This window comes from Maritimibacter harenae (assembly GCF_009882975.1).
GTDB lineage: Bacteria > Pseudomonadota > Alphaproteobacteria > Rhodobacterales > Rhodobacteraceae > Maritimibacter > Maritimibacter harenae.
The window spans coordinates 215,193-232,353 of the sequence record NZ_WTUX01000010.1 but is presented as its reverse complement, the minus strand read 5'-3'; the positions used below and the strand labels follow the sequence as shown (position 1 = coordinate 232,353).

Annotated in this window: 16 protein-coding genes; 8 read left to right on the top strand and 8 right to left on the bottom strand. The window is 68.6% G+C overall.

The genetic code is table 11. The features are described from left to right. Positions 1 to 227 precede the first annotated feature (227 nt). Positions 228 to 626, bottom strand: coding sequence for a metallopeptidase family protein (locus GQE99_RS05445; RefSeq protein ID WP_161350577.1), 399 nt, complete (start codon positions 624 to 626; stop codon positions 228 to 230). 97 nt (positions 627 to 723) lie between these two features. Here GQE99_RS05445 and gltX point away from each other — a divergent pair, with 97 nt between their 5' ends. Both gltX and GQE99_RS05435 read left to right on the top strand, forming a co-directional pair. Next, on the top strand, positions 724 to 2,049 hold the full coding sequence (gene gltX, locus GQE99_RS05440) for a glutamate--tRNA ligase (protein WP_161350576.1): 1,326 nt from the start codon (positions 724 to 726) through the stop codon (positions 2,047 to 2,049). An 80-nt stretch (positions 2,050 to 2,129) separates the two neighbouring features. Then, positions 2,130 to 2,996: a DUF305 domain-containing protein gene (locus tag GQE99_RS05435; protein WP_161350575.1), complete on the top strand. Its 867-nt coding sequence runs from the start codon at positions 2,130 to 2,132 to the stop codon at positions 2,994 to 2,996. A gap of 116 nt (positions 2,997 to 3,112) precedes the next feature. Here the strand turns inward: GQE99_RS05435 and trpS are convergent, their stop codons facing one another. Beyond that, positions 3,113 to 4,132, bottom strand: a complete 1,020-nt coding sequence (gene trpS / locus GQE99_RS05430) for a tryptophan--tRNA ligase (RefSeq protein ID WP_161350574.1) — start codon at positions 4,130 to 4,132, stop codon at positions 3,113 to 3,115. A 71-nt stretch (positions 4,133 to 4,203) separates the two neighbouring features. Here trpS and GQE99_RS05425 point away from each other — a divergent pair, with 71 nt between their 5' ends. Continuing rightward, on the top strand, positions 4,204 to 4,896 hold the full coding sequence (locus tag GQE99_RS05425) for a rhomboid family intramembrane serine protease (protein WP_161350573.1): 693 nt from the start codon (positions 4,204 to 4,206) through the stop codon (positions 4,894 to 4,896). 6 nt (positions 4,897 to 4,902) lie between these two features. Here the strand turns inward: GQE99_RS05425 and murJ are convergent, their stop codons facing one another. The 3 genes from murJ to GQE99_RS05410 are packed head-to-tail and all read right to left on the bottom strand — an operon-like array spanning position 4,903 to position 10,392. Continuing rightward, complete coding sequence (murJ, locus tag GQE99_RS05420; RefSeq protein WP_161350572.1) at positions 4,903 to 6,444, bottom strand: murein biosynthesis integral membrane protein MurJ; 1,542 nt, start codon at positions 6,442 to 6,444, stop codon at positions 4,903 to 4,905. Further along, positions 6,444 to 9,227, bottom strand: coding sequence for a [protein-PII] uridylyltransferase (locus tag GQE99_RS05415; RefSeq protein ID WP_407943783.1), 2,784 nt, complete (start codon positions 9,225 to 9,227; stop codon positions 6,444 to 6,446). The genes murJ and GQE99_RS05415 overlap by 1 nt, the downstream gene beginning before the upstream one ends. Next, the gene (locus GQE99_RS05410; RefSeq protein ID WP_161350570.1) at positions 9,214 to 10,392 is read right to left on the bottom strand and encodes a penicillin-binding protein activator; all 1,179 of its coding nucleotides are present in this window, start codon (positions 10,390 to 10,392) and stop codon (positions 9,214 to 9,216) included. The genes GQE99_RS05415 and GQE99_RS05410 overlap by 14 nt, the downstream gene beginning before the upstream one ends. A 100-nt stretch (positions 10,393 to 10,492) precedes the next feature. Here GQE99_RS05410 and rsmI point away from each other — a divergent pair, with 100 nt between their 5' ends. Genes rsmI through GQE99_RS05390 form a run of 4 tightly spaced genes read left to right on the top strand, consistent with a single transcriptional unit; the run spans position 10,493 to position 13,602 of the window. Continuing rightward, entirely contained in the window at positions 10,493 to 11,347 is an 855-nt protein-coding gene (gene rsmI / locus GQE99_RS05405; RefSeq protein WP_161350569.1) for a 16S rRNA (cytidine(1402)-2'-O)-methyltransferase, read from the top strand. Positions 11,348 to 11,349: 2 nt separating this feature from the next. Next, a complete protein-coding gene (locus GQE99_RS05400) occupies positions 11,350 to 11,700 on the top strand; it encodes a YraN family protein (protein WP_161350568.1) in 351 nt (116 codons plus the stop codon). 58 nt (positions 11,701 to 11,758) lie between these two features. Then, the gene (gene gshB, locus GQE99_RS05395; protein WP_161350567.1) at positions 11,759 to 12,700 is read left to right on the top strand and encodes a glutathione synthase; all 942 of its coding nucleotides are present in this window, start codon (positions 11,759 to 11,761) and stop codon (positions 12,698 to 12,700) included. Then, positions 12,697 to 13,602: an alpha/beta hydrolase gene (locus tag GQE99_RS05390; RefSeq protein ID WP_161350566.1), complete on the top strand. Its 906-nt coding sequence runs from the start codon at positions 12,697 to 12,699 to the stop codon at positions 13,600 to 13,602. The genes gshB and GQE99_RS05390 overlap by 4 nt, the downstream gene beginning before the upstream one ends. Before the next feature lie 3 nt (positions 13,603 to 13,605). Here GQE99_RS05390 and GQE99_RS05385 read toward each other — a convergent pair whose 3' ends face one another. From GQE99_RS05385 to cobU, 3 genes are all read right to left on the bottom strand, one after another. After that, positions 13,606 to 15,117 carry a YifB family Mg chelatase-like AAA ATPase gene (locus GQE99_RS05385; RefSeq protein ID WP_161350565.1) on the bottom strand — a complete coding sequence of 504 codons (1,512 nt, stop codon included), beginning with the start codon at positions 15,115 to 15,117 and terminating at the stop codon, positions 13,606 to 13,608. Positions 15,118 to 15,193: 76 nt separating this feature from the next. Continuing rightward, positions 15,194 to 15,766, bottom strand: coding sequence for a histidine phosphatase family protein (locus GQE99_RS05380; RefSeq protein WP_161350564.1), 573 nt, complete (start codon positions 15,764 to 15,766; stop codon positions 15,194 to 15,196). Next, positions 15,763 to 16,305: a bifunctional adenosylcobinamide kinase/adenosylcobinamide-phosphate guanylyltransferase gene (cobU, locus tag GQE99_RS05375; RefSeq protein WP_161350563.1), complete on the bottom strand. Its 543-nt coding sequence runs from the start codon at positions 16,303 to 16,305 to the stop codon at positions 15,763 to 15,765. Before cobU ends, GQE99_RS05380 begins: the two co-directional genes overlap by 4 nt. Positions 16,306 to 16,379: 74 nt before the next feature. Here cobU and GQE99_RS05370 point away from each other — a divergent pair, with 74 nt between their 5' ends. After that, positions 16,380 to 17,159 carry a ChaN family lipoprotein gene (locus GQE99_RS05370; RefSeq protein WP_161350562.1) on the top strand — a complete coding sequence of 260 codons (780 nt, stop codon included), beginning with the start codon at positions 16,380 to 16,382 and terminating at the stop codon, positions 17,157 to 17,159. Positions 17,160 to 17,161: the final 2 nt, after the last annotated feature.

The following is a 17,161-nucleotide window of genomic DNA, read 5'->3' as shown; positions in this document are numbered from 1 at the left end:
GGTTTTCNTTTCCGGTTTTCCGGTTTTCCGGTTTTCCGGTTTTCCGGTTTTCCGGTTTTCCGGTTTTCCGGTTTTCCGGTTTTCCGGTGAAGCCGGAACTCGCGGCCGGTGGCCCTGTCAACCGTCAAGTCACTGAAATAGATAAAGTTTCAGCCCGCGACCAGCCCGCCAACTGGTAACGCTCCGCCAAGCAGCTTACCCCGACCTCCGCCCGGCCCGCGTCCCTCCTACTCCCACCACCGGTCGATGGTGGCGATGTCCGCGTCCGACCAGCCGAAATGGTGGGCCAGCTCGTGGATCAGCACATGCGCCACCAGCGCCCCGATCTCGACATCCCCGCGGTCGGCCCATTCGTCCAGGATCGGGCGGCGGAAAAGCCAGATCACGTCCGGCCCCGCCGGCTGGTCGAACACGCTCTTCTGGGTCAGCGGGATACCCTCGTAGAGCCCGGTGAGCTCGAAGGGACTCTCGATCTCCAGGTCGCGCAGCATGTCGTCGGCCGGGAAATCCTCGACCCGGATCGCCACGCCGCGCGCGGGCGTCCGGAAGGCGTCCGGCAGGGCTTCGACCGTGTCGCGGGCCAGGGCTTCGATCACGTCGAGACTGGGGGGCAAGGCATCGCTCATGCCCCCTAGATGGACGCGCCCGGCACGACAGTCCAGCATCAAGCTGCATGGACAAATCCCGGCCGGTGTGAAAAACGGCTTCTTCAAGGAGACGACCATGACAACCACCCGTTTCGCGCCCTCCCCCACGGGCCACATCCATGTCGGCAACCTGCGCACGGCGCTGTTCAATTTCCTGATCGCGCGCAAGGCGGGCGGCACGTTCATCCTGCGCCTCGACGACACGGATCCCGAGCGGTCGAAGCAGGAATACGCCGACGCGATCATGGAAGATCTCGAATGGCTGGGCCTGACCTGGGACCGGGTGGAGAAGCAGTCGGACCGGCTCGATCGCTACAACGCGGCCGCCGACGAGCTGCGCGCCAAGGGCCGTTTCTACGAGGCGTTCGAAACGCCCACCGAGCTCGACCTCAAGCGCAAGAAGCAGCTCAACATGGGGCGCCCGCCGGTCTACGACCGCTCCGCGCTCGACCTCACCGAGGACGAGAAAGAGGCGCTGCGCGCCGAACGCGGCGACGGCGTCTGGCGCTTCAAGCTTGAGCATGAACGGATCGAGTGGCACGACGGCATCCTCGGCGACATCTCGATCGACGCGGCCTCCGTCTCGGACCCGGTGCTGATCCGCGCCGACGGGCAGTTTCTCTACACGCTGGCAAGCGTCTGCGACGACATCGACTTCGGCATCACCCACGTGGTGCGCGGCTCGGACCACGTCACCAACACCGCGACCCAGATCCAGATCATCCAGGCGCTGGGTGGCGATGTCCCAAGCTTTGCCCACCATTCGCTGCTGACAGGCCCGCAGGGCGAAGCGCTGTCGAAACGCCTGGGCACGCTGTCGCTGCGCGACCTGCGTGCACGGGGGGTCGAACCGATGGCGCTACTGTCGCTGATGGCCCGCCTGGGCTCGTCCCAGCCGGTCGAACTGCGCAGCTCGATCGACGAAATCATCGAGGGGTTCGATCTCTCGGCCTTCGGCTCGGCACCCACGAAGTTCGACGAACGCGACCTGTTCCCGCTCACGGCGCATATCGTGGCCGCCAAGCCTTATGACGCGGTCGCGGACGAGATCCGCGCCCTGGGCGTGCCCGACGCTCTCGCCCCCCGCTTCTGGGAGGTGGCGCGCGAAAACATCATGACCACCGCCGATCTTTCGGGCTGGTGGGATCTCTGCCGCGACGGGGCCGAGCCGCTGATCGCCGACGAGGACCGCGAGATGATCGCGACCGCCATGCCGCTCCTGCCCGATCCGCCCTACGACGACACGACCTGGAAGACCTGGACCGACGCCGTGAAAGAGGCGACCGGCCGCAAGGGCAAGGGGCTCTTCATGCCGCTGCGCAAGGCCGTGACGGGCATGGAACGGGGGCCCGACATGGCCAACCTGATGCCGCTCCTGCAGAAAGTGCGCGCCAAGGACTGATCCACGGCGGAACCTTCCAGCGCTGGAAGGGCGTTGACCTCTCGCAGCCGGGCCCATCCGCGCCCGGGGAGGGAGACGCCATGTCCTATTGGAAATTCGCCGCGATGATCGCGACCTCGACGGTCGTGATGTTCGTGCTGATGTATCTCAACACGTACCTGATCGGCCACGTGTTCTGGTCGGAAACCCGCGCCTACATGGCCGTGCTGATGGGCGCCAGCATGGCGATCGTCATGCTGGCCTGGATGCTCGGCATGTACCGGAACCGTGCGCTCAACCTCTCGATCTTCGCGGGCGCGGTGGTGGTCTTCGCTGCCATGCTCTGGCTCGTGCGCAGCCAGGCGACGGTCGGCGACCTGTCCTACATGCGCGCGATGATCCCGCACCACTCGATCGCGATCATGACCTCGAACCGCGCGACCCTGTCCGACCCGCGCGTCAACGACCTCGCGGATGGCATCGTCTACGCCCAGAACAAGGAAATCGCCGAAATGCGCTACCTGGTCGACGACATCTCGGCCAACGGCGATGCCACCCCGAGCGACCCCGGCCCCGCGCCCGCCGTGACGGACCTCGAAAGCGCGCTCGCGACACCGGAGATCGCCACCCTCGACGCACAGCCGATGGAGCCCCGGGACCTCGCCGCCGGCCTGCCCGACGGCACCACCTGCCACTTCAGCTTCACCACCGACAGCCCGCCCGCCTTCGCGCTCGGCGACGTGGCCGGGGAACCGGCGGGCCTTTTGCGCATCAGCGGCGACCTCGTGCGCCTGCCGCGCACCGCCCTTGGCGTCTTCGCCTCCGACGGGGCCGAGGTCCGCCTGACCGCGCCCGGGGGTGAAGAGCCGCTCGACATCACCGAGGGCCGCGTCGCCGCCGACATGACCCTCACGCTGGAGGCAGGCCTCGAAGCGGGCTACCGCGGCTTCTACGCATGCGGGACATGACGAGGGGGCGCTCGAAAACGGCGCCCCCTTTCATCTTTCCGAAAATACGCTCAGGGGGTCCGGGGGATGACATCCCCCGGCGCGGCGGCGCGGGCCGGGGCCCGCGGCGCAGGGGCTCAGCGCACGAAACCCATGATGCGGAACGTCTCGGCCAGGATCGGCTCGGCCACGGCGGCGGCGCGCTCGGCACCGCGCGCCATCAGCGCGTCGATCTCGTCGGGCGCGTTCAGAAGCCGGCGCATCTCGTCCGACACTGGGGCGAGCTTCTCGACCGCCAGCTCGGCCAGCGCGGGCTTGAACGTGCCCCAGCCGGCCCCGCCGTATTCGCCCAGCACGGCCTGCGAGCTCATTCCGGCAAGGCCCGCGTAGATGTTGACCAGGTTGCGCGCCTCGGGGCGTTCGGCCAGGCCGTCCATCTCCGACGGCAGCGCTTCCGGGTCGGTGCGCGCCTTCTTGAACTTCTTGGAGATCGTGTCGGCATCATCGAGCATGTTGATGCGCTCCATGTCGCTCTCGCCCGACTTCGACATCTTCTTCGACCCGTCGCGCAGGTTCATCACCCGCATCGCGGGACCCTCGATCACCGGTTCGGTCATCGGGAAGAAATCCACGCCGTAGTCGTGGTTGAACTTGGCGGCGATGTCGCGCGTGAGCTCGACGTGCTGTTTCTGATCCTCGCCCACCGGCACATGGGTGGCGTGGTAGGCCAGGATGTCGGCGGCCATCAGCGCGGGATAGGCGTAAAGACCAAGCGACACCTTCTCGGTGTTCTTGCCGGCCTTGTCCTTGAACTGGGTCATCCGGTTCATCCAGCCCACGCGCGCCACGCAGCTCAGAAGCCAGCCGAGTTCGGCATGCGCGGGCACCCGGCACTGGTTGAACAGGATCGAGCGCTCCGGATCGATGCCGGAGGCGATCATCGCGGCGGCCACTTCACGGGTCGCGCGCGTCAGGTCGGCGGGATCCTGCCAGACCGTGATCGCGTGCATGTCCACGACGCAGAAGATCGTTTCGAACGTCGGATCCTCCTGCATGTCGACCCAGCGCTGGATCGCGCCCAGGTAATTGCCCAGGGTCAGGCCGCCCGAAGGCTTGATCCCGGAAAACACGCGGCTGGGGAAGGTCTGGTCCGACATCACGAACTCCGTCTGGATTTCTCTGCCCGGCTCGCTTACCCATGCCGGAAACCCCCGTCAAGGAAGGCCCCATGACGCAGAACCCCGATACCGCGCGCCCCGTGAACCCCCTGCCCCCGGTGGTGGTCGCCCTCGCCGTGATCATCGGCGGGATCGAACTCGTGTTTCTCGCCACCGGCGCAGGGCTTTTCGGCGGCCCCGAGATCTCCGGCCTGAGGCTCCAGCTGATCGAGGATTACGGCTTCTACGAGCCGCTCTTCGCCTGGATGGTCGAGAACCGGACGGTGCGCCCGGAATACCTCCTGCGTTTCATCACCTACCCGTTCCTGCAGGGCGCCTTCACGCAGGCGGCCTTCGTGATCGTGTTCCTGCTCGCGCTGGGCAAGATGGTGTCCGAGCGCATGGGGCAATGGAGCGTGCCCATCATCTTCCTCGGCTCGTCCATCGTGGCGGCCGTGGTCTACGGCATCGTCTGGGACACCCGCGTGCCGCTCTTCGGCGGCTATCCCGGGGCCTATTCGCTGGTGGGAGCCTTCACGCTGGTGCTCTACCTCCGGCTCGGCGAGACCGGCGGGCGCCAGATCCAGGCCTTCGCGCTGATCGGCGCGCTGATCGCGATCCAGTTCATCTTCGGGGTTTTCTTCGGCGCCGGCACCGGCTGGGTGGCCGATATCTCGGGCTTCATTTCCGGCTTCTTCATCGCCGCGCTGCTCTACCCGGGGTCGTGGAGCCGGATCGTCTCACGTATCCGGCAGCGACGCTGACGGCATCTACCCCCGCCGGGTCATCGCCTTGATGTCCGACAGCCGCACCGCGCCGAAGATCCGCCCGGCCACGAAATAGGTCACGGTTCCCGACAGGATCAGGATCGCGAGCGCCAGGATCTCGACCCCCGGCGTGCCCAGCATCGGCCCGAGCAGCACCAACCCGCCCCAGAGTTCGGCCCCCATGATGGCCGAGGCCGCGAGGATGCCCCAGAGCTTGCGCCAGAACCGGGCGTCGAAGCGCGTGGATTCGCCCATGCGCGCGGTGCCGATCCAGAGCGCCAGCGTCATCGCCCAGCCTGCGAAGGTGGTGCCGAAGGCCGCCGCGATGTAGCCCACGACGGGGGCGAGCCCGATGGCCACGCCCGCGTTCACCACGAGCGAGACGAGCGCGAAGTAGAACGGCGTCTTGGTGTTGCCGCGCGCGAAGTAGACCGGCTGAAGCACCTTCTGGAGCACGAAGGCGGGCAGGCCCAGGCCATAAACCGCCACGGCGAGCGCCGTCTTGGCGGTGTCGTCGGTGGTGAACGCGCCGCGTTCGAACAGGACCTGGACGAGCGGGATGGGGATGACCATGAGCGCCACGGCGGACGGGATGGTCAGGAGCAGAGCGATCTCGCCCGCGCGGGAGAACGACCAGCGCGCCCCGCCCTCGTCCTCGGCGCGCAGGCGGCGCGACAGGTCGGGCAGCAACACGATGCCGATCCCGATCCCCACAATGCCCAGCGGCAGCTGGTAGAGCCGGTCGGCGTAACTCAGCCACGCGATGGCACCGTCGAAGAAGGACGACACCTGCCGGCCCACCAGCAGGTTCACCTGCACGACGCCCTGCGCCAGCGCGGCAGGTCCGGCGATGATCGCCAGCCGCTTGAGCTCCGGCGTCATGCGCGGCCTGCGCGGCCAGATGCGGTAGCCCGCGCGCGCCGCCGCGGTCCAGACCAGCGCCAGCTGCGCCACGCCCGCGATCGGGATCGCCCAGGCGAGCGTCAGGCCGATCTCGAACCCGGCGAAGGCGGCGATCGCGATCGCCACGAGGAAGATCACGTTCAGAAGCACCGGCGCGGCCGCCGCGGCCGCGAAGCGCCCCACCGCGTTCAGCAGCCCCGACAGGAGCGCGGAGAGCGAGATGAAGAAGATGTAGGGAAACGCGATCCGGCCGTAGAGCGTGGCGATGTCGAGCCGCTCGTCGGCCGCGAAGCCCGACGCCATCGCGAGCACCAGCGCGGGCATGAAGATCTGCGCGATGATCGTGAGCACCAGCAGGATCGAGGCCAGGCCGGTCAGCGCGTCGCGCGCGAATTCCATCGCCCCGTCGTCGCCCTCGACCTTCTTCGAGAACATCGGGACGAAGGCGGTGTTGAACGCGCCTTCCGCGAAGAAGCGGCGGAACATGTTGGGCAGGCTGAAGGCGATGAAGAAGGCTTCGGCCACCGGCCCCGCCCCCATCGCGCCGGCGATGGCGATGTCGCGTACGAAGCCAAGGACGCGGCTCATCGCCGTCCATCCGCCCACCGTCAGGAACCCGCGCACGAGCCGGATGCCGGCCATCAGCGATCAGCCCTTTCCGCGCCCTGCACGATCGCCTCGCGCAGCTTCTTCTCGAGCGATTTCATCTTCCCGTCCGAGAAGAATTTCAGCCCGAACATGTCCTTCACGTAGAACGTGTCGACCACCTGCTCCCCGTAGGTCGCGATCACCGCGCTGGCGATGTAGATGTGGTTGTCCGCCAGCGTCCGGGTCAGGTCGTAGAGCAGGCCGGGACGGTCACGGGTGTCGACCTCGATCAGCGTGTAGATGTCGGAGGCGTCGTTGTCGAAGGTGATGCTGGTCGGCACCTTGAAGGCGCGTTCGCGCTTCTTCAGCTTGTCGCGCGACTTCATCGCGTCGCGCGCGATGACCTCGCCCGACAGCGTCTTGTGGATCATGTCCTCGAGCCGCTTGAGCTTGATGTCCTCGAACGGGTGGCCGTCGTGGTCCTGGATCCAGAATACCGCCGTCGCGTAACCGTCCTTCGTCGTGTAGGTGCGCGCGTCGACCACGTTGGCGCCCACCAGCGCCAGCGCGCCGGCGAGGCGCGAGAAGATGCCGGGGTGGTCGGCCAGCACGAAGGCCGCGCGCGTCGCGTCGCGGTCGTTGTCCTGGGTCAGCCCGATGCGGATCTCATCGGCGTCGAGCCCCTTGAGCAGCCCCGCGAAGACCACGTGCTCGGGTGTGCCCAGGCCCTGCCAGTAGGTGTCGTAATGGCGCCCCGTCTCGACGCGCACGTCCTTGCGGTCCCAGTCGGTCAGCTGCGCGCGCAGCGCCTTCTTGGCATGGTCCGAACGCACGGCGGGCGACAGCGCCTCGATCCCTTCCTCGAGCGCCTTGGCCGTCTGGCGGTAGAGATCGCGCAGGAGCGCGGCCTTCCAGTTGTTCCAGGTGCCGGGGCCCACGCCCCGGATATCGCAGACGGTGAGCACCAGCAGCAGGTCGAGCCGCTTCTTGTTCGACACCGCCTTGGCGAAGCCCTTGATCGTGCGCGGGTCCGAGAGGTCGCGTTTCTGGGCCACGTCCGACATCAGCAGGTGGTAGCGCACCAGCCACTCGACCGTCTCGACCTCTGATTTCGTGAGCCCCAGCCGCGTGGCGATCCGACGTGCGATGCGCGCGCCCAGGATCGAATGGTCCTCCTCGCGGCCCTTGCCGATGTCGTGGCAGAAGAGCGCGACGTAGAGCACCTTGCGGTTCACGCCCGCCTTGAGCACCTGCGACGAGATCGGCAGATCCTCGGTCCGTTCGCCCCGCTCGATCTCGGCCAGCGCCGAGATGCACTGGATGGTGTGCTCGTCCACCGTGAAGCTGTGATACATGTTGAACTGCATCATCGCGACGATGGGCTCGAACTCCGGCACGAAGGCGGCCAGCACCCCGAGCTCGTTCATGCGCCGGAGCGCGCGTTCCGGGTTGCCGTGTTTCAGGAGCAGGTCGAGGAAGATGCGCGACGCCTCGCGGTTCTCGCGCATGTCGTCGTCGATCAGGTCGAGGTTGGCGGCAATGACCAGCATCGCCTCCGGGTGGATCAGCACGCCGGTGCGTAGCCCCTCCTCGAAGATGCGCAGAAGGTTGAGCTTGTCGGACAGGAACGCCTCTTCGTCCTCGAAGGTCAGGCGCCCGTTCTCGACCTTGAAGCCCGGTTTCACCTTCTTGCGCCGTTTGAACAGCCCGACGAGCATCGGCTCCTTCTTGAGGTGTTCGTTCTCGAGCCCCGTGAGGAAGATGCGCGTGAGCTCGCCCACCTGGGTAGCATGGCGGAAGTAGTCCTGCATGAAATGCTCGACCGCCCGGCGCCCGCCGCGGTCGGAATACCCCATCCGCTCGGCGACCTCGACCTGCAAATCGAAGGTCAGCTGGTCGGCGGCACGGCCGGTCAGCAGGTGCATGTGGCAGCGCACGCCCCAGAGGAAATTGTTGGCCTCCCGGAAGGTCTTCATCTCCTCTTCCGTGAACATGCCGACATCCATCAGCTCGCGCGCCCGCACGACGCGGTGGAGGTACTTGGCCACCCAGATCAGCGTCTGCAGATCGCGCAGGCCGCCCTTGCCCTCCTTCACGTTGGGCTCGACCATGTAACGCTGGCCGCCCTGCTTGATGTGGCGTTCGCTGCGCTCCTCGAGCTTGGCCTCGATGAACTCGGGCGCGGTGCCCTCGAAGAGGTCCTCGAACAGGTGCGAGGCCAGCTCCTGCGCCAGCGGTTCGTCGCCGTCGATGTAGCGGATCTCGAGAAGCGCGGTGCGGATCGTGAAATCGTCTTTGCCCAACCGCAGGCAGTCCTTGATCGTACGCGAGGCGTGGCCGACCTTCAGGTGCAGGTCCCACAGCATGTAGAGCATCGACTCGATGACGCTCTCGGCCCAGGCGGTGATCTTGTAGGGCGTGAGAAACAGCAGGTCGACGTCGGAATAGGGCGCCATCTCGAAGCGCCCGTAGCCGCCCACCGCCAGCACGGACATGCGCTCGGACGAGGTCGGGTTGCTGACCTTGTGAAGCCGCTGCGTGGCGACCCGGAAGACCGTCTGGACCAGCCCGTCGGTCAGCCAGGCATAGCTCTGCACCGCTTCGCGCGAGGCGTGGGGGTCCGCCAGGAACCGCTCTTCGATCACCTTGCGCCCGGCCGCCTGCGCCTTGGACAGTGCCGCGACCGTCGCCTTGCGCACGGCCGCCGCATCGGCGTCGTCGGGGGCGGACGCGGCGATCTCGTCCTCGACCGCGGCGCGGTCGAAGATCTGGTCGGCCGGGGCGATCAGGCCATCGGTAAGCTGCGGTCTCGTCTCGAGAAGATCAGAATCCGGCACCGGCAAAGCTTCTTGGCGCGGGGTCGATCACGACCACCTGTTGGTTCTGGATCTGCGCCACGGCCAGGCCGCGCTCGTTCGTGCCGTCGCCCCGCAGGCGGAACACGCCGTTGACGCCCACGAAGCCCTGCGACTGGGTCAGCGCGGACCCCGAGAGCGCGTTGGCATTGCCCGCCTTCACGAGTGCACCGATGGCCGCGATCCCGTCATAGGCAAGGCCCGCAATCGGGTGCGGCGGCTGTCCGTAGGCGGCTTCGTAGCGCTGGTTGAACCGCTGGGTGAGCGTCGGGTCGGGCAGCGCGAACCAGCCGCCCTGCACGCCGGGCAGCGTGGTGGCGCTGGACGGGATGTCCCAGCGCTGGATGCCGACGAACTGCACGTCGCCCGGCTTCACGCCGTTTTCCGGCAGGAGCGAAGTCACGAACGGCAGCGCGCCGTCGGTGCCCGAGGTCAGGAAGACCGAGCTCGCACCCGATGCCTTCACCGTGTCCGAGATTTCCGGGATCGCCTGCACGACGCCGTTCTGGCTCAGCTCGAAGCCAGCCGACCCGGCCTGAACCGCGCCCGGGGTGGAGGCGATGGCCTGCTGAATCGCGTTGCGCGCCAGCTCCTCGGCCGGGCTCTGGCCGTAGACGACCATGATGTTGCCGCGATCCTGCGAGGCCGCGTAGCGCACCAGGCGGTTGGCCGTGTTCTGGAACGTGTTGCCCAGGATGAAGACGTTACCGCCCGCAACGCCCGGGTTGTTCGAGAAGGCCAGCACGTTCACCCCGCGCGAGCGCGCGGCGACACCCGCGGCGGCCGCGTTCTCGGCATAGACCGGGCCAAGGATGATCTTGGCCCCGTCGGCGACGGCCGCCTGCGCCTGGCTCGAAGCGGTCTCGGCGCTGCCGGCGGTGTTGTAGACCCGCAGGTCGATGCTCACCCCGTCGAGCTCTCCCATCGCGAGCCGCGCGGCATTTTCCAGCGACGCGGCGAGGGTGTTGTCGGTGGCAGAGCTGGAACCGCCCGGCACCAGAAGCGCCACGGGGACCGGTTCCGACGTGTTGATTCGCGGTCCGCCGGTGTTGGTGATACCCCCGCCACAGGCGGTCAGCACCGCCAGCGAAATAAGTGCAAGGGCAAGCGCCGGCAGCTTGCGGGCGCGGTCCAAAAGAGCAAACATGAAGGGCATCCTTTTCCCGCAATTCCGTTCGGGTCCGCGGGCTTCGGCACGCCTCGGCAGACGGCAGCCATAATAAACGTCAAGAAAGGCAGGTCCACCCTTGAAACCCGCGCAAGTATCGCTGGAGCCGGGACTCTACCTCGTGGCGACCCCGATCGGGAATGCACGCGACATCACGTTGCGTGCGCTCGACATACTCGCCTCGGCCGATGTCATAGCCGCCGAGGACACGCGCACGGCGCGAAAATTGATGGAGATTCACGGCATCGCGGTGGGCGGGCGTCCGCTCATCCCCTACCACGACCATTCGGGCGCGCAGGGGCGCGCGGGCCTCGTGAAGCTCTTGGGCGAAGGGCGGTCCGTGGCCTACGTGAGCGAAGCGGGCACGCCCCTGATCGCGGACCCGGGCTATGCGCTGGCGCGCGATGCGGCGGCGGCCGGGCATCTCGTGACCACCGCGCCCGGCGCTTCGGCGGTGCCGGCGGCCCTGAGCCTGTCGGGCCTGCCCACCGACCGTTACCTTTTCGCGGGCTTCGCGCCGTCCTCGGCTGGGGCGCGCGCGAAATGGCTGGCCGAACTGGTGCGACTGCCGGCGACACTGGTCCTGTTCGAAAGCCCGAAGCGCGTTAGGGAAACGTTAGGTGATCTGTGCGAGTGTGCCGGTGAGGATCGGCAGGCGGCGGTGTGCCGCGAGCTGACCAAGAAGTTCGAAGAGGTGCTGCGCGGCAGCCTGGGCGAATTGCGCGACACGGTCGCGGAGCGGACGTTGAAGGGCGAGATCGTGATCGTGGTCGATCGCGGGACTGAAGAGGTCGCGGAGGAGACGATGGAAGCGGCCCTGCGCCGCGCGATGGAGGACATGAGCCTCAAGGATGCCGCGGCGACGGTCGCCGAGGCGTATGGGTTGCCGCGGCGCAAGGTCTACCAGGCGGCGCTGGCATTGGAAAAGGACTGACCATGTCGGGACGCACATCCTATCTCGCCGGGCTGGCCGCCGAGGAGTCGGTCGCACGGGAATACGAACGCGGCGGCTACGGCATCGTGGCGCGCCGGTGGCGCGGCTCCGGCGGCGAGGTGGACCTTGTCCTGCGCCACGGCGACGACTTCGTCTTCGTCGAAGTGAAAAAGGCCCGCGACCTGGCCCGCGCCGCCGCCCGGCTGACGCAGGCGCAGCTGGGCCGGATCTGCCAGACGGCCACCGAGTTCCTGGGCCAGGTCCCGGACGGGATGCGCATGGGCATGCGCGTCGACCTTGCGATGGTCGACGCCACGGGGCGCACGGCGCGGTTCGAAAACATCACCCTGTGAGCCCATTGTGCTTGGGCCCCGGCTGCGCCATGTAAAGGCAAAACGCCGGGAGTGATGCATGAGCCTCAAAGTCGCCATCCAGATGGACCCGATCGACGCGATCGACATCAACGCCGATTCCACGTTCCGCATCGCCGAGGAAGCCCAGGCGCGGGGACATGAACTGTTCTACTACACGCCCGACGAGCTGTCGTTCCGCGACGGGCGCGTGCTGGCGCGCGGCTGCCCGATCGAGCTGCGCCGCGAGGTGGGCAATCACGTGACGCAGGGCGATATGACCGAGGTGGATCTCTCGGACTTCGACGTGGTCTGGCTGCGGCAGGATCCGCCCTTCGACATGAGCTACATCACCACCACGCATCTTCTCGACCTGATCCATCCGAAGACGCTGGTGGTCAACGATCCGTTCTGGGTGCGCAACTACCCCGAGAAACTGCTGGTCCTGCAATTCCCCGACCTGACCCCGCCAACAATGATCGCGCGGTCCCTGTCGGCGCTGAAGGCCTTCAAGCACGAGCATGGCGACATCATCCTGAAGCCGCTCTACGGCAACGGCGGCGCGGGCGTGTTCCGGCTCGACCCCAACGACCGCAATCTGTCGTCGCTGCACGAGCTGTTCGCGGGGATCAGCCGCGAGCCCCTCATCGCGCAGAAGTTCCTGCCCGCGGTGTCCAAGGGCGACAAGCGCGTGATCCTGGTCGACGGCGAACCGGTCGGCGCGATCAACCGGGTCCCGGCCGAGGGCGAGACGCGGTCGAACATGCACGTGGGCGGCCGGCCGGAGAAGGTGGAACTCACCGAGCGCGACCGCGAGATCTGCGCGCGGATCGGCCCGCTCCTGCGCGAGAAGGGACAGATCTTCGTGGGCATCGACGTGATCGGCGACTGGCTCACCGAGATCAACGTGACCTCCCCCACCGGGCTCCAGGAGCTCGAACGCTTCGACGGCGTGAACATCACCGCGAAGATCTGGGAGGCGATCGAGGCGCGGCGGGCGTGAGCCTGCGCCTCTCCCTCCTCTCGGCCCTCTCGCGGGCCACCGTCAAGCCGCTGCTCGCGCGTGCGGCGGACCCGGAGGCGAACCGGCGGATGCTCGAGCTGGGCGCCCGGCGGCTCTTCCGCGCGCCCCCGTATGCGCTCTACTGCCCCGGCCGGATCGGCGCGGGCGGTCTGTGGATCTCGGCGCGCCCAGGGTCGCACCCGGTCCGGCGTGGCAAGCTGGTGCTCTACATCCACGGCGGCGGGTTCATCGCCGGATCGCCCGAAACCCACGCCGCGATGCTGGCGCGCATCGCCTGGCTCACCGGGGTCGAGATCTACGCGGCCCGGTACCGCCTGTCCCCGGCGCACAGGTTTCCGGACGCGGTGGAGGACGTGCGCGCGGCCTGGGACGACCTCCGCGCCCGCGGCTACCACCCCGGCGACATCGTGCTGGGCGGCGACAGCGCGGGCGGAAACCTCGCCCTCGGGCTGCTGGCAGCGCTCTGCGCGGAGGGCACGCCGCCCGCAGGGCTCTTCACCCTGTCGCCGCTCACCGATTTCACCTTCTCCGGCGCCTCGATCCGCGACAACGCGCGCGCCGATCCCATGTTGCCCGCGAGCCGCGCACAGGATGTCGTGCGCTGGTACCTGGGCGAGGCCGACCCGCGCGATCCGCGCGCCTCGCCGCTCTTCGCCGACTTCCCCGGCGCGCCGCCGGTTCTGTTCCAATATGCCGAGGACGAGATCCTGCGCGACGATTCCATGCGCATGGCCGCGCATCTGCGCGCCGCCGGCGCCCAGGTGACCGAGCAGGTCTGGCCGCGCGCGCCACACGTGTTCCAGATCTTCGATGGATGGGTGCCGGAATCCCGCGACGCGCTGCGCGGCGTGGCGGATTTCGTGAAAGCCCGCCTCGTGTGACGCTCAGGCCATGACGCCGGCGGGCAGCCGGTAGGACAGCGCCTCGGCCACGTGGGGCGCGGCGATCGTGTCCGCCCCGTCGAGGTCCGCGATGGTGCGCGCGACCCGAAGCACCCGGTGATAGCCGCGCGCGGACAGGTTGAACCGGTCCGCGGCCTTCATCAGCATTTCCTGCGCCTCGGCCGCAGGCTGGGCGATGTCGCCCAAAAGGTTGCCCTCCGCGTCGGCGTTTGTGCGGGCGGGCGTGGCGTCGAACCGCGTCTCCTGCACCGCGCGGGCAGCCGCGACCCGTGCCGCGACGGTGGCCGAGGTTTCGCCCGACGGCGCGAGGTCGAGGTCGGAGATGGCGACCGGCGGCACGTCCAGTCGCAGGTCGAACCGGTCGATGAGCGGGCCCGAGATGCGGCCCAGGTAATCCTCGCCGCAGGCCGGCGCGCGGGCGCAGGCGCGGCTCGCATCGGCCAGGTGCCCGCAGCGGCAGGGATTGGCGGCCGCAATCAGCATGAAACGGCAGGGATAGCGCACGTGCGCATTGGCCCGCGCCACCACCACCTCGCCGGTTTCGACCGGCTGGCGCAGGGTCTCCAGCACCGGGCGGGCGAATTCCGGCAACTCGTCGAGAAACAGCACGCCGTTGTGGGCGAGCGATATCTCGCCCGGTTTCGCGCCGCGCCCGCCGCCCACGATGGAGGCCATCGAGGCGGTGTGGTGCGGATCGCGGAAGGGCCGGCTGCGGGAAATCCCGCCCTCGTCGATCAGCCCGGCCAGTGAATGGATCATCGAGGTCTCCAAAGCCTCGGCAGGGGTGAGCGGTGGCAGGATCGACGGCAGGCGCGCGGCGAGCATGGACTTGCCCGACCCCGGCGCGCCGGTCATCAGAAGGTGGTGACGCCCGGCCGCGGCGATCTCGAGCGCGCGCTTGGCCCGCTCCTGGCCCTTCACGTCGGCAAGGTCGCGCCCCCCCGCTTCGTCACGCACCTCGCCCGGGTCGGCAGGGGCCAGCGGGGATTGTCCGGTGAAGTGCTGGACGACGGCGGCGAGCGTCCCGGCGGCCAGCACCTGCGCCGCGCCGACCCAAGCCGCCTCGGCCCCGCAGGCCTGCGGGCAGACCAGCGCGCGGTCGTCTTCGGCGGCGGCCATCGCCGCCGGCAGGGCTCCGATCACCGGCACCAGTGAGCCATCGAGCGACAGTTCGCCCAGCGCCACGGCCTGCGCCACGTCGTCTTCCGGGATCACCCCGATCGCGGCCAGGAGCGCCATCGCGATGGGCAGATCGAAATGCGAGCCTTCCTTGGGCAGGTCGGCTGGCGACAGGTTGATCGTGATCTTGCGCGCGGGCAGCGCGATCGCCATCGCCGACAGCGCCGCGCGCACCCGGTCGCGCGCCTCGCTGACCGCCTTGTCGGGCAGCCCGACGATCGAGAACGCGGGCACCCCCGGCGACAGGGCGCATTGCACCTCGACCGGCCGCGCCTCGACCCCCTCGAACGCCACGGTGTAGGCGCGTGCGACCATGCTGCTCCCCTCGCTGGTGGTTAACGAAAGTTAAGCCAGCGGTGGTTAGCGAATGGTTAACCCCCCGCGGGGCGCGTCACGGCAGGTGGTTGATCGCCTCGGCGTGCCAGCGCGCGCCGTCGAAGGCCAGGCGCGTGACCGACAGGTTCTCGATCCGGTGGCCCAGCACCTCGCCCACCGGGCAACCCAGCGCACGTTGGACCTGCCCGAGGATGGCTCCGAAATGGGCCACGACGATGAGATCACCGTCAGCGTCTGCGGCCAGGCGGTCGACCGCCGCGCCCACGCGGCCGGTCATGTCGGTCCAGCTTTCGCCGTTCGGCGGACGGTTGAGGTCCGGGCGCTCCCAGAAGGTGCGGATCGTGTCGCCCTCGGCCGCTTCGATCTCGGCGGCGGTGCGCAGCTCCCAGTCTCCGAAGTTGAGCTCGCGCAGCCCCGCGTCGTGCGGCAGGCGCGGGCGCCCGTTCTGGATCGCGTCGGCGGTGGTGACACAGCGCACGAGGTCCGAGGACACCACCGGCGCGCGCGGCAGGTGCGCGTCGAGGCGGGCGAGCGCGTCGGTGTCGTCGAGGAACGCGGGCACGTCGCTCCACCCCACCATGCCTTTCTGATGCGTCGGACCGTGGCGCACCCACCAGAACCGGGTCATGGGGCGAGCTCCGGCAGAGTGCCCTTCAGGGCAAGCGGCAACCCGGCGATCACGGTGAAAACCTGGTCGGCATGTGCGGCGAGCCGTTGGTTAAGCACCCCCTGCGCCGCACGGAACCGGCGGGCGAGCGCGTTTTCGGGGACGATCCCGGCGCCGACCTCGTTCGTGACGACCACGACCGGGGCGGCGCATGCCTCCAGCGCTGCGATCAGCATGTCGCCCTCGGCCACCAGGTCGGACTCGCCCAGCAGGTGATTGGTCAACCACAGGCTGGCGCAATCGATGAGGATCGCGTCCGTGGGATCGGCCTGGCGCAGCGGCGCGACAAGGTCGCGCGGCGCCTCCACCGTGGTCCAGTCCGGGCCGCGCCGCGCCTTGTGGGCCGCGATCTTGTCGCGCATCTCGTCGTCATAGGCCTCGGCCGTGGCGATGTAGGTCAGAGGGCGGCGCGTGGCGGTCATCAGCCGCTCGGCATAGGCCGACTTGCCGGAGGCCGCGCCCCCGACGATCAGCGTGAGTGGTGGCAGCGCGATCGACATGGTGGAGCGGTAGCAAAGCCTGCGCCCGAGGGGAAGCACTTGCCGCCCGGAGAGCGACGGGCCACATTGGGCGCATGTGGCGGATTCTCCTTTGTCTTTTCCTGCCCTCGGCAGCATGGGCCAGCCCTTTCTCGGGGGTCGATGCGGACGTGTTCGTGCTGGGCGAGGTGCATGACAACGCGGCGCACCACGCGGCCCAGGCCGAGGCGATCGCGGACATCGCCCCCACGGCGGTGGTCTTCGAAATGCTCACCCCCGCGCAGGCCGGCCGGCTGGACGGGGGACGCCCGGACACGGCCGACGCGCTTGCCGCGCTTCTCGAGTGGGAAGAGGCCGGGTGGCCCGACTTCGACATGTACTACCCGATCTTCACCGCCGCGAACGAGGCGCGGATCGTCGGCGCCGCCGTTCCGCGCGACGAAACCCGCAACGCGATCAAGATCGGCGTGGCCCGGGCCTTCGGACAGCAGGCCGAGGCGTATGGCCTGACCGCCGAGCTGCCGACGGAAGAGCTCGCCGACCGGCTGAACCTGCAGATGGACGCGCATTGCGGCGCGCTGCCGGTGGAGCTTCTGCCGGGTATGGTCGATCTGCAACGCCTGCGCGACGCGACGCTCGCCCGAGCCGCGCTCACCGCGCTGGACGAGACCGGGGGGCCGGTCGCGGTCATCACCGGCAACGGCCACGCGCGCGCCGACTGGGGCGTGCCCAGCTACATCGCCCGGGTGCGCCCGGAGGTCACGGTCGCCACGCTCGGACAGGGCGAAGGCGGCGACACGCCCGACGGGGGCTTCGACGTCGTGCTCGATGCCGCACCGGCCGAGCGGGAGGACCCCTGTGCAGCGTTCCGATAGAA